Source organism: Flavobacterium sp. LB2P53 (assembly GCF_003970305.1).
Classification (GTDB): Bacteria; Bacteroidota; Bacteroidia; order Flavobacteriales; family Flavobacteriaceae; genus Flavobacterium.
Genome location: NZ_RYDG01000002.1, coordinates 424,515 through 439,321, shown reverse-complemented (window position 1 = coordinate 439,321; position 14,807 = coordinate 424,515). Strand labels below are relative to the sequence as shown.

Genomic DNA, 14,807 nt, shown 5'->3' with positions numbered 1-14,807 from the left:
AATGTTAAATAAACCAAAATACATCGGAAACTATTTTGGTGTTTAAAGTTTCCGTCTTATATTCGCACTCGAAATTAATCGTTCAAATCAACAAATTTGAATTTAATTAAAAAATACTGAAACCATTTCAGCCTTAAAAATGAAAGAAAAAATTATAACTAAAGCAAGCGAGATGTTTTTAAAACTAGGTTTTAAGAGCATCACCATGGATGATATTGCAGGAGAAATGTGTATTTCTAAAAAAACGATTTATAAATATTTCTGCAATAAAGAATTACTTATTGAGGAAAGCACCACTGCAATTCACAAACAAATCCATCAAATTATTGACCGTATTATTGCCCAGAATTATAATGCTATCGCAGAAAATTTTGAAATACGAAAAATGTTTAAAGAAATGTTTCAATCCTCAGACGACTCCCCCATTTACCAATTAAAAAAACATTATCCTGAAATTTATGAGAAAGTGATGACAAGAGAAATCAATGAATGCAACACCACTTTTGAACAAAACATAAAAAAAGGAATCGAACAAGGTTTTTACCGCGACAATATAAATATTGAAAGTTACACGCGATTTTATTATTATTTAATTTTCAGTATAAAGGGCTGTACCAGTTCCGAAAAAGAAGCTCAAAAGATAGAACTTGAGATTTTAGAATACCATACCAGAGCTATGGCAACTCCCAGCGGGATAATTGAACTTGAAAAACATTTACTTAACTATACTACAAAATGAAAACTATAATTTTACTAGCCATCCTGACCTTTGGTATTTCGGCTCAATCACAAAACTCAGGCAACCCAGGTACAAGTCCCGTACAAACACTTACGTTAAAAGAAGCCGTCAACTATGCTCTAGAAAACAAAGCAGATGCCAAAAAAGCAAAATTACAAGTAGAGAACAGTGAATACCAAATTCGGGAAATACGCTCCAGAGCTTTGCCTCAAATTTCAGCTAATGGCAATTTGACGTACAATCCTGTAATACAAACAACTGTTATTGACGGAGCAGGATTTGGCGCTCCGGGAACTACCATCCAAGCCGCTTTTGGCCAACCATGGATTTCTACTGCCGGAGTTTCTCTGACACAGGCTATCTTCGACCAAACTGTTTTTACCGGCCTAAAAGCAGCAAAATCTACCAGAGAATTTTACCAGATCAACAATCAACTAACAGAAGAGCAAGTAATTGAGCGTGTGGCCAATAATTATTACCAAGTCTATGTGCAGCGACAAAAACTAACGGTGATTGACAGCACTTTAAGAAATACCACCAAAGTAAGAAACATCATCAAAGGACAATATGACAATGGTCTAGCCAAGAAAATTGATTTGGATCGAATTATAGTAAAAATTTCAAACATCAATACACAACGTCAACAGGTACTGAATGCCGTACAAATACAAGAAAATACCTTGAAATTTTATATGGGAATGCCCATAGAAACCCAAATCGAGATTCCACAAACTGCCTTTGAAGTAGGGTCACAAGCATTGTCTGAAATTCCAAATACGGCAAACAGAACGGAATACTTGCTTTTGAAAAAACAAGAACAACTATTATTTTATCAAAAAAAGGCTATTGAAGCTGCTTATTACCCAACATTATCACTGAATGCCGGGTACAATTATATTGGTCAGGGTCCTGTAATGCCTTTGGGCGGAAAACCTTCTAAAGGAGTGTACTGGTCTGATTTCTCTTCGATTGGCTTGAATTTGAAAGTACCGATATTTACTGGATTTGGCACTCGTGCAAAAGTGAGACAAGCCGATGTTGACCTACGAACTATCCACGAAGAGTTGGTTGATACCAAGTTGTCACTTGACCTGGCTTTTGCCAATGCAAAAACGCAAATTGACAACAGCTTAACCACAATCAAAAATCAGAAAGAAAATGCCCAATTAGCCAAAGAGGTTTTAAATAACACCCGAAACAACTATATACAAGGATTAACCACACTGACTGATTTACTGGATGCTGAAAACTCATTGACCGAAGCTCAAAACAACTACACATCAGCCATATTAGAGTACAAACTGGCAGAAATACAATTAGTCAAATCCAAAGGGGAATTAAAAACACTAACCAATAAATAATCAAAATGAAAAAAATAATAATAACAGTAGTAGTAATTGTAGCATCCTTAGGACTAATTGCCTACGTATTAACCAATAATAAAAAAGAAAACGAAGCTAAAACAACTATTGTTGCGGAGAAAAACGCCTCCGTTTCTGTTAGAGTTGAAACCGTAAAAACCGAAGCTGTTTCATTAGATTTCTCATCCAATGGAAATTTTGAACCCATACAAGAATTAAAATTTTCTGCTGAAAAATCAGGTAAAATAACAAAGATACTTGTAAAAGAAGGCGATTATGTTTCAGTAGGACAAACACTCGCCATTGTACGAAGTGATGTTATAAACGTAAATGCGCAAAACGCTAATGCGGTGTATCAAAATGCGGTGGCTGATTACACCCGATTTGAAAATGCATACAAAACAGGCGGCGTAACTAAACAACAAGTAGATCAGGTAAAACTAGCAATGGTAAATGCTAAATTCCAGTTAACACAAGCAAATATCAATGTTGGAGATACAAGAATCAAAGCGCCAATTAGTGGGTTTATCAATAAGAAATACATCGAGGTTGGATCAATCATTTCTGCTACACCTGCTACGGAATTGTTTGATATTGTAAATGTTTCCAAACTAAAACTAAAAGTTAACGTTAACGAAAGCCAAGTGGCCAGTTTAAAAGTAGGTACCGTCACAAAAGTTGTAGCAAGCGTTTATCCAGACCAAATTTTCTCAGGGAAAATCACTTTTATCGCCTCAAAAGCGGACGAAATTTTAAATTTCCCCATCGAGATTGAAATTACAAACAACGCTTCCAACGGTTTAAAAGCGGGTATGTACGGAACCGCTGAATTTGCATCGAAACAACAAAAACAATCGTTGATGATTGTTCCTAGAGATGCTTTTGTAGGAGGTGTAAGCAGCAATCAGGTTTTTGTAATTGAAAGCGGAACTGCCAAATTGAAAACAGTTACAGCTGGAAGAATTCTTGGGGACAAAGTAGAAATTCTAAACGGACTCTCAAATGGCGAAACTGTAATTGTCACAGGTCAAATCAACCTTCAGGACGGATCTAAAGTGGATGTCATTAAATAGTCGAAAGTTGTAAACCCAAAGGTCAAAAGCAGAAAACGGCATGACCTTATACGTTAAGACCTAAAAATATAAATATATGAAATTAGCAGAAATATCCATAAAACGTCCTTCGTTAGTAATTGTATTGTTTACGATTCTAACACTTGGTGGACTGTTCAGTTACAGCCAATTGGGTTACGAATTGATTCCAAAATTCGAAACCAATGTAATTACTGTTGCCACTATTTATCCGGGTGCATCACCAAGTGAGGTAGAAAATACGGTTACCAAAAAAATTGAAGATGCCATTGCATCCTTAGAAAATATTAAAAAAATAGACTCGAAGTCCTACGAAAGTTTATCAACAGTGTCCATTACATTAACGTCTTCGGCTGATGTTAATATTTCCATGAACGATGCGCAGCGTAAAATAAATGCTATTCTTAGTGATTTGCCTGATGATGTTGAAACGCCTTCATTGACTAAATTTTCTTTAAGCGATTTACCAATTATGACTATTGGTGCCAACGGAAAAATGGATGAAGTTGCTTTTTACGACTTAATTGATAAAAAATTAGCACCCGTTATTTCTCGAGTAGAAGGTGTAGCACAAGTAAATATTATTGGCGGACAAGAAAGAGAAATTCAAGTAAATCTTGATGCGGTAAAAATGCAAGCCTACGGACTTTCGATTCCGCAAGTGCAACAAACTATTTTATCTTCTAATTTGGATTTTCCAACAGGAAACATTCAAACTCGTGAGCAGAAAATACTAATTCGTTTAGCCGGAAAATATAAAACTGTTGATGAATTAAGAAACTTAATTGTATCTTCTAAAAACGGAATACAAGTTCGTTTAGACGCTATTGCTGATGTTCAGGATACTCAAAAAATTCCTGAAAAAATAGCGCGTGTCAATCAAAAAAGTGCTATTATTTTACAAATCATCAAACAATCGGATGCCAATGCGGTTGCGGTAAGTGAAGAGTTAGTTAAAACAATTGCTAAACTGGAAACGGATTATAAAGCAAACGGATTAAAACTTGAAATAGCAAAAGACAGTACTATTTTCACATTAGAAGCTGCCGATGCTGTTGTGCATGATTTACTAATTGCGGTACTTTTAGTGGCTCTTGTAATGTTGTTTTTCTTGCACAGCATTAGAAACTCATTGATTGTAATGGTTTCTATTCCTGCTTCATTAATTGCTACGTTCATTGGAATTTATTTGATGGGGTATACCTTAAACTTAATGAGTTTATTGGGACTTTCTCTTGTGGTGGGTATTCTTGTGGATGATGCCATTGTGGTTCTCGAGAATATTTACAGGCACATGGAAATGGGTAAAAATAAAGTTCGAGCTGCTTATGATGGAACTGCAGAAATTGGTGGAACTGTTGTATCGATTACTTTAGTAATTGTAGTAGTGTTTCTACCAATTGCAATGAGTACCGGATTGGTTTCTAACATTATTACACAATTCTGTGTAACTGTTATTATCTCAACATTGCTGTCATTAGTCGCTTCATTTACAATCATTCCATGGTTATCTTCAAGATACGGGAAATTAGAACACATTCAAGGTAAAAATCTTTTTGGAAGAATCATCCTTGGATTTGAAAGCTATTTAACACGATTTACAAATTGGGTCTCCAGATTATTGGAATGGTGTTTGGATCATTATTTTAAAACACTAGCTATCGTTTTAGTACTCTTTTTTGGATCGATGATTAGTTTATTTGGCGGTGGATTTATTGGTGGGGAATTCTTTGCCGCGTCTGATAGTGGTGAGTTTTTAGTTCAGATAGAAATGCCAAAAGATGCTTCATTAGAGCAAACCAATTTCATGACGCAAAAAGCAGAAGCATTCTTGCAGAAAGAAGAGTATGTTTTTAGTCAAATTACAACGATTGGTCAAACCAGTGAAGGTCTTGGTGCTTCGCAAGCCACTGCTTACAAATCGGAGATAAATGTAAAAATGGTTGGATTAGACAACCGTAATGAACCTGCAAATGTGTATGCTGCAAAAACCAAACGCAAATTAGAAAAAATACTAGTTGGTGCCAAAGTAAAAACAGTTCCAGTTGGTATTTTAGGAACTGCAGAAGATGCTACTTTAGGATTAATTGTAACGGGGCCAAATGTAGAAAGCGCCATGCAATTTGCAAAAGCAGCAGAAAAAGAATTACGTACCATTCCTGGAGCAACAGAAATCGAATTATCCGTAGAAGATGGAAATCCAGAAGTAAACGTAAAAGTCGATAGAGATAAAATGGCCGCTTTAGGATTGAGTTTGCAAACAGTAGGTATGACCATGCAAACTGCTTTTAGCGGAAATACTGATGGTAGATTTAGAGCTGGTGAATACGAATATGACATCAACATTAAATACAATGCATTCGACAGAAAAAGTATCGCAGATGTCAGAAACTTAATTTTCATAAACGATAGTGGTCAACAAATAAAACTGAATCAATTTGCAACCGTAACCGAAGGTTCCGGTCCAAGTGAATTAGAACGAAGAGACAAATCAGCATCGGTAACTGTAAAAGGCCAAAATGTGGGTGTGGCTTCAGGAACTATTGTAACACAATGGCAAGAAAAAATTGAAAAATTAAAAAAACCAACCGGTGTAAATTATATTTGGGGTGGTGATCAGGAAAACCAGTCCGAAGGTTTTGGTACATTAGGAATTGCGCTATTAGCTGCGATTGTCTTGGTTTACCTGGTAATGGTTTCGTTATACGACAGTTTTGTACATCCATTTGTGGTATTGTTTGCCATCCCGCTTTCCTTTATTGGTGCAATGTTGGCTTTGGCTTTAACCAATAATACACTGAATATATTTACCATTTTAGGTATCATCATGCTTATTGGTCTGGTGTGTAAAAATGCGATTATGCTTGTAGATTATACCAATCAAAGGCGTAAAGCTGGCGAAACGGTCAGAACAGCATTAATCCAAGCAAATCATGCGCGTCTTCGTCCAATTTTGATGACCACTATCGCGATGGTATTTGGTATGGTACCAATTGCACTGGCAAGTGGAGCTGGAGCGGAATGGAAAAACGGTTTGGCTTGGGTAATTATTGGGGGATTAATTTCCTCATTATTCTTGACTTTAGTAGTAGTTCCGGTAATTTACCAAATTATGGAAAAAGCCATCAGTAGACTTTCGAAAGGAGAAAAAGTTGATTATGAAGCTGAAATGGTTGCCGATTATGAGCATAAAGAACTAAGTGAAGATGGATTTAATCCAAAACATACCGTTTAAAATCTGAATTTATTATAAAAGATAAAACCTGTTCATTAGTTTGAACAGGTTTTTTATATTTAAACACTACAAATTTCCCATAATTTGGTCCATAACCCAGCTTGTATGCGTTGCTGTCAAACCTGTGGAAGGATGCTTACTGTTCCTAAGAAGGTCTTCTCGCATTTGCTGCACATGATACAACTGAATATTTTCAGGATGGTCAATAAATACTTCTGTTTGTCCTTGTGCGTTCGAAAGCACTACAGGATCATTTTCAAATACAGAAAACGTTATTTTTCCTTTGCTTCCATAAATGTCCACTTTATCTTCCCGTTCATAGCATCCAAAATTCCAGCTGCCTGAACCTGTAATTCCAGACTCATGCAACCAACAAGCGGCAACAGCATCTTTGGCCGTGTACAATCCCTGCTGATTAATACTAAGCCCCGAAACTTCTTTTATATTTCCCAATAAATGCGTGAATAAATCCAGACCGTGACTTGCTAAATCATCAAAATAACCGCCTGCAGCAATCAACGCATCAGTTCGCCAATTGTATTCGCCTGATAAATCCGTAGAACTTGCAGGTTTACTCAAATGCCATCTTATGTGTCTGATTTCACCAATGCTATTGGTATCAAGCCACGCTTTTATTTGTTCAAAACGAGGTAATGTTCGGCGATAATAGGCTACAAACAACGGAATTTTTTTTGCTGCGAAAGCAGTACAAATCGAGAGACTGTCTTGATAATTTGGAGACAAAGGTTTTTCGATACAACATATTTTACCGGCTGCAGCCACCATGAGTCCATACAATTTATGCACATCCGGAGGCGTGGCAATATAAATCGCATCAATCTCAGGATCATTAATCAAATCATCGGCATTTGTGTAATATTTGCTGATTCCGTGTCTTTTAGCATAATCCGCAGCCTTAACCGCATCTCTTCGCATTACTGCTACCACTTGAAAACCATCCGTTTTCTGGTACGCAGGACCACTTTTCAGTTCGGTAACATCGCCACAGCCTAATATTCCCCAGCGGATTACTTTTGTAGGTTCACTCATAATGATAATTTTTCATTGCCTCAGACGATTGTGCGCTACTGCGACTGTTTTGCGTAATAGTTAACCAGAAAGAAATTATGCTTCTTGTAGATACAACGCTGGATGGAACTTAATTGCTTATCGTTTGAAATTCTCGTTTTACTCACAACCATCAATTCCACAACTGTCTCCATCGGTGGTATTCAATACCGTGACTTTCGAATCAAATTTGCCTTCCTCCCATACTTTTTCAAGTGTTTTCACAAAGGTTTCCACATGTTGCGCACCCGAAACTGCATATTTATTATCGAAAACAAAAAAAGGAACTCCTTGAACCCCGACAGATTGCGCCTCATTTATATCCTGCTGCACTTCATTTGCGTAAGCATCAGAATTTAGCACTTCATCAATAGCTTCGCCATTCAGTCCTACTTCCAGTCCTAACGCTTTCAATGTATCCAAATCATTAATATTCTTACCATCCGTTAAATAGGCTTTGAACAGTAATTCTTCTAAGTCATTTGCCAAATCATATTTTTTAGCCAAATGCAACAAGCGATGTGCATGCAGCGAATTGGCCATAACCGCTTTTTCAAAATTGAAATCCAATCCTGCATTTTTAGCATTTTCAGTCATATTATTCAGCATCTCTTGTGCCCAATCTTTATCTTTTCTATATTTTTCGGCCAAATGCTCAACCATATCATCCTCTGGAGAAGCAACAAAGCCGGCGTCTAACTGAAAACTTTTCCATTCAATTTCAACTGCATCTTTATGCTCAAAATTCTGTAAAGCACCTTCTATTCTTCTTTTTCCAATATAACAAAACGGACACATGATATCCGACCAGATTTGTATTTTTAATGTATTTCCCATTTTCCTTTAATTAAATTCAAAAATTAATTTTATAATACAAAATTAATCAATTCAGTTTTGAGCTTTTGGGGTTTTAGTGTTTAATTATAGATACTGGAATAGTAAATATTTATTTGAATCAGAAAGTCAGAAAAGTAATCCTTTATAATAGAACCAAAAAAACCATCAAAATTGCTCGTGATGGTTTTTTGTCAACTATAATCATTATACTAAAACCTCAACGTCAATCCCACCAAGAAATTAATTCCTGCTTGTGGATAATAATACGGATAGATGTCATACATGTATCCGTTAGAAACGTATTTTTTATCTAAAAAATTGTTTACAAGACCTGTTACAATTATTTCTTTAAAAATTGATTTGGGTTTAAAGGTGTACGCCACATTCAAATCATTCACAAAATAATCCGCCAACTTTGCAGCCGGTAATTCAATGTTGTTCATGTATTGTTCCCCAACGAATTTTTGCAACCACGAAATATGAAGATTCTCCACTGGTGTGTAGACCAGAATATTTCCCGCAATAATCGATGGCGAATATGCGATATCTGTAGTGCCGTAATCCTTTCCTTCAACAGCTAAATCAATATTTTTATTGGCACTCAAGGTAAAATTAGGACGAATAATCAATTGGTCTGTCAACGCTATTGTAGCATCTATTTCCAGTCCTAAGCGGTAACTTTTTTCGCTGTTCGAACGTATCGGAGCACCTACATCGTCTAAACTCCCTGTCAAAATCAATTGGTCTTTATAGGCCATATAATACACATTCGAGTTAAATTGTACTTTTTCCGCAACATATCTCCACCCCAATTCAAAGTCATTTAGCTTTTCTGGTTTTACGTTTCCGCCTTCATAATCACTTCTATTTGGTTCGCGATTGGCTCTGGCATAAGACAAATACACGGAATTTCTGGAATTGATCGTATAAGTTAATCCCGTTTTAGGGTTAAAGAAATTAAACGTATCATCCACAAGTGTTGGTTGAACACCATTAGCCTTGTAATTCACTGAACGATATTGCAAATCTCCAAATAAACTTAGCTGTTCTGTGATTTGGTAATTGGCTTTCACAAAAACATTCCCGTCCGTTTTATTGGCATAATCATCATAATAGCGATCTCCCAATTCACTCTGAGAAGCATTTCGTGCCCAAATCACTTTTCCAAAATGGTCGCCTTCATACTTATTCCATCCACCACCAAAAATCACATCCAGATTTTCATCCTTATAATTAGCAGAAAAAGTAGTTCCGTAGAAATCATTTTCCAACCATTTTTGACGCACTAAATCCGTTGTTGAAACTCCACCAGTAGGCTCTAATCCATAATCCCTATAATCAGCGTCTTCCTTATAATTTTCAAAAAAACCTTCTCCTTTGGTGTAATGCAAAGCAAAATTAGTACTCCAGTTTTCAGATATTTTTTCGTTCCAATGCAATTGAGAGTGATCTTGCTGGTAATTATCCGTTTCATTATCATAAAAACGAGCATTTCCTTGCTCGTCCGTAAAAGCACCTGATGAATTAAACGCTCGGTCATTCTGCAGCGTTTCTGCATCTATTCCGTTCCAAGACTGGTACGTTTTTTCAGTACCTCCAAAAACCAATGCTTTTATCAAAGTCGTTTTGCCGACATACGTTCCCTGCAGAAAATAGGATTTCAAATCAGAAGCGCCACGATCTACAAACCCGTCAGACTTGATGGCTGATAACCTTCCTGCGATTTCAAAATGGTCGTTCATCAAACCCGTACTGAATTTTACGGTGTGTTTTCTGGTATTGAAACTACCCACAGAGTTCGATATTTCACCAGAGCTTTCTTTGGCAAAATTGTCCGTCAACATGTTTAAGCTCGCCCCAAAAGCACCCGCTCCATTCGTAGACGTTCCTACGCCACGTTGCAATTGCAAACTTTCTAATGATGAAGCAAAATCTGGCATATTTACCCAAAAGGTTCCCTGACTTTCAGAATCATTGTAAGGAATTCCGTTGATAGTGACATTCACTCTTGTTGCATCGCTACCACGTACGCGAATTCCGGTATACCCTACTCCATTTCCCGCATCAGATGTAGTGACAACTGACGGCAAATAATTCATTAAAATAGGGATATCCTGTCCTAAATTTCGGAATTTGATTTCCTTTTTGTCCAAATTACTGAAACTTACCGGCGTTTTAGTAGTGACCCGCACCGCCGAAACCAAGACTTCATCAAGTTGGTTTACTTTCGTAGTGTCTTTAACTTGAGAAAAAGAGATAAATGATGTAAAGAGAAAGACAGAAGACATAAAATATGTCAGATTCTTGGACTTTGAAACTTTAAGACTTTGAGACTTTGAGACTAAAATAGTATTCATCCGTAAATAAGATTACGAATAAAAGGGGGAATTATTCCTTTTGTTAAATTAATAAATGATTGTTTCCTATGACAAATAGATAGTGTGCACGCTATTTTCTTTGTCATTTTTTCCCTTAGCGACATTACTCGCCCAGGTTCGTTGGGTATGATCTCAGCTCGTTATTTAGAGCACCCCTTTGAGACAGCGCAAAAGTAGTTTTTTTTGTTCGAATTTTAGAAAATAAAAAATAAAATCTTATTCTAAATTTGGTTTTCTCCTGTTTTTCTTGACTTCAGAAATAGTCTTTTTATCCTTTATTCTTTTTCTAATGACTGATTTAGGGATTCTGGTGGGTTTTCTTTCTTTTGGAACAAGCAATGCATTTTTTATTAATTCCAAAAATCGTTTGATTACGAGTTCTTTGTTTCTAAATTGACTTCGGTCTTCCTCACAATTTAAAATTAAAACAGCATCAGTGGTAAGTCTGGACGATAATTTAGTTGCAATCAAAAGTTTTTCTTCGTCCGTTAAAGCCAGAGAATGGTGCAGATCAAAAGTCAACACCACTTTAGAGGATACTTTATTTACGTTCTGACCGCCGGCTCCACTGCTCCGGACTGCTTTAAAACTTAATTCGGATACGATTTTTTCTATTTCCATTGATGCGTAAATTTTAGAACTGATGTGCCGGTTTCAACAAATCATTCACCGTTTTGACCGGATTAAAAGTAATCAAAGGCACCTCAACAAACACAGTCAGCCATTTAGCCATTGCGCCGTTCCATAAACCAGGCAATTCATACCCTTTGATGTTTTTGCCCGCTACATTTTTTTCCACAATAAAACCACTACTATAATCCACAAAGTGAGTGAGATCAAATTTCTCTTTTTTATAATTTTTTAGGCTACAGACTAAATCAACCGGATTAAAATGGGTAGCAGCATCCAGAATCGTCTTTTGATTGTCGTTTGCCAAATCGACTTGGAAACCTTCTACGATTTGCAATGAAATTCCTCCTTGAAGATCCCGGACCCAAAACGGCCCTCCTCCGGGTTCACCCTCGTTTTTTACCATTCCGCATACGCGAATCGGCCTGTTTAAAATCGCTTTTATTTCCTTGATTTTATTGTCCAGAGTATATGTATGAAAACCGTCCTTCATTGTAGTATTCAATTTTTCCTTCAAAAAAAGAATAATTTCATCTACAAACGCGGACTCAATTGCCACAGTATCCAAGGCGTTTAAATACCTGAAAACCTGCTGCTGTATTGCCAGCAAAATTCCCGCCAACCCTTTTTTGTACAAAGAAATTTTCTCTAAATTGTTTTGAATTACATTGTCAATGTTTTTGATAAATACTATATCAGCCTCTAAATCATTCAAATTGGCAATCAAAGCACCGTGTCCTCCGGGCCTGAAAACTAATTGTCCCTTTTCATCTCGGAACGGCTTGTTTTTCATAGTAACCGCAAGTGTATCAGTTCGCTTGCTTTGATAGGAAAAACTAACCTGTATTGTTACACCCGATTGCTTTTCAATTTTAGATTTAATTGCATCAATGCGGCTTTCAAACTTTTTTTGATGGGATTCTGACACTGTAAAATGCAAATAAGAACAGTTATTAGTGCTCGTATAATGCGTACATTCCTGTAAATGCTCTTCCACAGGAGTTGCAATATGGGTTTTGTATTTATGAAAAGGAAGAGTCCCTTTTGGCTGATTTGCAAAGTCAAAATAATCAGATGATAAAATGAATTTTATAAAATAATAATTTTTCAAACTTGGATCTAAAGTATCAAAAGCGGCATACTCGGCTCTGAGTCGTTTATCGATTGCTTCAAAAAAGGGAAGTTTTTCCATTCCCACGATAAAAACAGCAAGTTTATTTGCTTTTTTTCGGTTGATATAGGAATTAATTGATTCATTTTCAACATCAAATTCATTTATAAATTCCGCCAAAAACTTAAACATTCTGCTGGCTGCTCCGGAAGCAGGCACAAATTTCTGTAATTTTAAATTTGATTTATGGGTATCAAAAAAAAGGGATTTTTCTTGAAAATCTTTTTCAGATAGCTTTAAAATACCATTAGACACTGTTGCCGGACGAACCAAATCTGCTTTGGGGATACCGTTTTTAAAAAAATTCAATTGCTTTTGAATGTCTTTCATTGAAATTCCATACTCCTGAATATACAGAAAATCATCCGAGGAAAACCCGAGTTCCCTTGCTAAAGTTAAGTCATCAACACTTGCAATTGCCTTTTTGAGACGCAAATCCTGGTCTCCGGAAAGGGTTATAAATGGTTTATTATTATCGATTAAAGATTGTTTAAACACGGCAAAAACAGATTCTCTTCCTTCTGCTTTGTCTCGCAAATCATCTTTTTCCCAGGGTACATCAATATCTGTCAGAAAAAACAAATCGTATTCATGTGCGCGAGCTGCTTCATGCAACAAAGGATCACAATAGTTGTAATACACCTCCGAAAAAACTTTGGTCACCATTAGATTCGTATCACAAAAAAGATATTTATTGGCAATCAGCGTTCGTTCATTTTCTAATTTAGCTTGACCGTAAGCAATGGGCAGCATATCATCAACGGTACATATTTGCTGACTTGAATCCCACTTTTCTTGCAGGTAATCACGTGCAAACTCCGGAACCCATTCCGTTTTATAATAGTCTGCAAGCTGTCTGGCCAAGGTAGTTTTGCCAGTGCTTTCAGGACCAAATAAAGCTATTTTAATTATTTTTGTAACTCCGTTTGAGAGCTGTCTGAGATTTTCTTCCATTCTAAATAGCCAAAAATGGCAACTATTGTAAATACTATGTATTGAAAACTGGTAAAGGTATAGCCTTTGGCAAAATACAACGGAATGGAAATTACATCTCCAATAATCCAAAACACCCAATTCTCGACTTTCCTTTTGGCCATGAGCCACATTCCCACAAAGAAAATCCCTGTAATAAATGTATCTACATAGGCATACCAAGTGGTAAATTTACCAAAATAGTGGTATACTGAAACCACAAAAGCGACCGTAAATATAAAAAGAATTATCGCAATTCGTTTTTCAGAACTTGAAATTTTTGAAATTGGGAATTCTTCCGTATCGCCTTTTTTTCGGGTCCAATGGTACCAGCCATAAATACTCATTACAAAATAATAGCCATTAATCATCATGTCACCCCACAAGGTCCATTTCCAGAGCAAATACACAAATATGGACGTACTCACTAATCCGGTTGGAAAAACCAGAATATTGTCTTTTTTGGCGTACCAAACACTCCATAGTCCAAAAATGACAGCTATAATTTCCAAGATAATATCTAATGTTGAATACTCGCTGTACTGCGAAAAAAAATAGTCTATCATTAATTAAGGTTAAAAAAATTAATATCCTTTTCAAAAGCGGTTCCTATAATTACTAGATCGGCTCCGGCAGCATACGCGTTTTGAATTCCCTGCAAATCTACAATACCACCACCAACAAGTAACGGAATTTCAATATTTTGCGTAACTAATGCAATCATTTCTAACGGAACAGCTTGTTTAGCGCCACTTCCCGCTTCGAGATAAATCAGTTTATTACCTAACATTTCTCCCGCTAGTGCCGTAGCCAATGCTAAATCCAGATTATTTCTATCTAAAGGCTTTGTTTTACTAATGCGTTCTACTGCGGTTTCAGTGCCGCTTTCAATCAAAATATAACCGGTAGAAATGATCTCGAGTTGGGTTTGTTTTAAAATGGGTGCCACTTTTACTTGGTGTTCGATTAAAAAATCAGGATTGCGACCAGAAATTAAAGACAAAAATAAAATTGCATCGGCTTTATCTGAAATTTGAGATGGGTTTCCAGGAAATAAAACGATAGGCAATGTGCTGCTTTTTTTTATTTCTATAATTAATTCGTCTAAAATGTTGTTTTCAACCTGGCTTCCGCCAATGAAAATATGTGTTGCGGGTGATTGATTGATTTTTGAAATTAAACTAGGTAAATTTTCCAAAACTATTTTATCAGGATCCAGAAGAATCGCCAGGAGCTTTTGACATTCGACTTTAGATTGGATGATTTCGTTATAAATGTTTGTCATTTTTGGTACGCAGATAACGCGGATTTTGTGGATTTAAACG

The 14,807-nt window shown here is 36.3% G+C and carries 11 protein-coding genes; 4 read left to right on the top strand and 7 right to left on the bottom strand.

Going from position 1 to position 14,807, the window contains the following annotated elements; genetic code table 11:
• Positions 1-139 precede the first annotated feature (139 nt).
• From EKL95_RS04370 to EKL95_RS04355, 4 genes are all read left to right on the top strand, one after another.
• Positions 140-739, top strand: coding sequence for a TetR/AcrR family transcriptional regulator (locus tag EKL95_RS04370; RefSeq protein WP_126563621.1), 600 nt, complete (start codon positions 140-142; stop codon positions 737-739).
• Positions 736-2,100: a TolC family protein gene (locus EKL95_RS04365; protein ID WP_126563620.1), complete on the top strand. Its 1,365-nt coding sequence runs from the start codon at positions 736-738 to the stop codon at positions 2,098-2,100. Before EKL95_RS04370 ends, EKL95_RS04365 begins: the two co-directional genes overlap by 4 nt.
• 5 nt (positions 2,101-2,105) lie before the next feature.
• A complete protein-coding gene (locus EKL95_RS04360; RefSeq protein WP_126457547.1) occupies positions 2,106-3,173 on the top strand; it encodes an efflux RND transporter periplasmic adaptor subunit in 1,068 nt (355 codons plus the stop codon).
• A 76-nt stretch (positions 3,174-3,249) separates the two neighbouring features.
• Positions 3,250-6,426 carry an efflux RND transporter permease subunit gene (locus EKL95_RS04355; RefSeq protein ID WP_126563619.1) on the top strand — a complete coding sequence of 1,059 codons (3,177 nt, stop codon included), beginning with the start codon at positions 3,250-3,252 and terminating at the stop codon, positions 6,424-6,426.
• 66 nt (positions 6,427-6,492) lie between these two features.
• On the opposite strand, the gene EKL95_RS04350 is transcribed toward EKL95_RS04355, so the two are convergent.
• From EKL95_RS04350 to EKL95_RS04320, 7 genes are all read right to left on the bottom strand, one after another.
• A complete protein-coding gene (locus EKL95_RS04350) occupies positions 6,493-7,476 on the bottom strand; it encodes a Gfo/Idh/MocA family protein (protein ID WP_126563618.1) in 984 nt (327 codons plus the stop codon).
• 138 nt (positions 7,477-7,614) lie between these two features.
• Complete coding sequence (locus tag EKL95_RS04345; protein ID WP_126455170.1) at positions 7,615-8,331, bottom strand: DsbA family protein; 717 nt, start codon at positions 8,329-8,331, stop codon at positions 7,615-7,617.
• A gap of 209 nt (positions 8,332-8,540) precedes the next feature.
• Positions 8,541-10,619, bottom strand: a complete 2,079-nt coding sequence (locus EKL95_RS04340; RefSeq protein ID WP_233589372.1) for a TonB-dependent receptor — start codon at positions 10,617-10,619, stop codon at positions 8,541-8,543.
• Positions 10,620-10,925: 306 nt separating this feature from the next.
• Positions 10,926-11,330: an alternative ribosome rescue aminoacyl-tRNA hydrolase ArfB gene (arfB, locus tag EKL95_RS04335; RefSeq protein ID WP_126457557.1), complete on the bottom strand. Its 405-nt coding sequence runs from the start codon at positions 11,328-11,330 to the stop codon at positions 10,926-10,928.
• Between the two features lie 13 nt (positions 11,331-11,343).
• Complete coding sequence (locus EKL95_RS04330) at positions 11,344-13,464, bottom strand: DUF4301 family protein (RefSeq protein ID WP_126563616.1); 2,121 nt, start codon at positions 13,462-13,464, stop codon at positions 11,344-11,346.
• Entirely contained in the window at positions 13,419-14,048 is a 630-nt protein-coding gene (pnuC, locus tag EKL95_RS04325) for a nicotinamide riboside transporter PnuC (RefSeq protein ID WP_126561472.1), read from the bottom strand. Before pnuC ends, EKL95_RS04330 begins: the two co-directional genes overlap by 46 nt.
• Positions 14,048-14,767, bottom strand: coding sequence for a geranylgeranylglyceryl/heptaprenylglyceryl phosphate synthase (locus EKL95_RS04320; protein ID WP_126553936.1), 720 nt, complete (start codon positions 14,765-14,767; stop codon positions 14,048-14,050). The genes pnuC and EKL95_RS04320 overlap by 1 nt, the downstream gene beginning before the upstream one ends.
• Positions 14,768-14,807 lie beyond the last annotated feature (40 nt).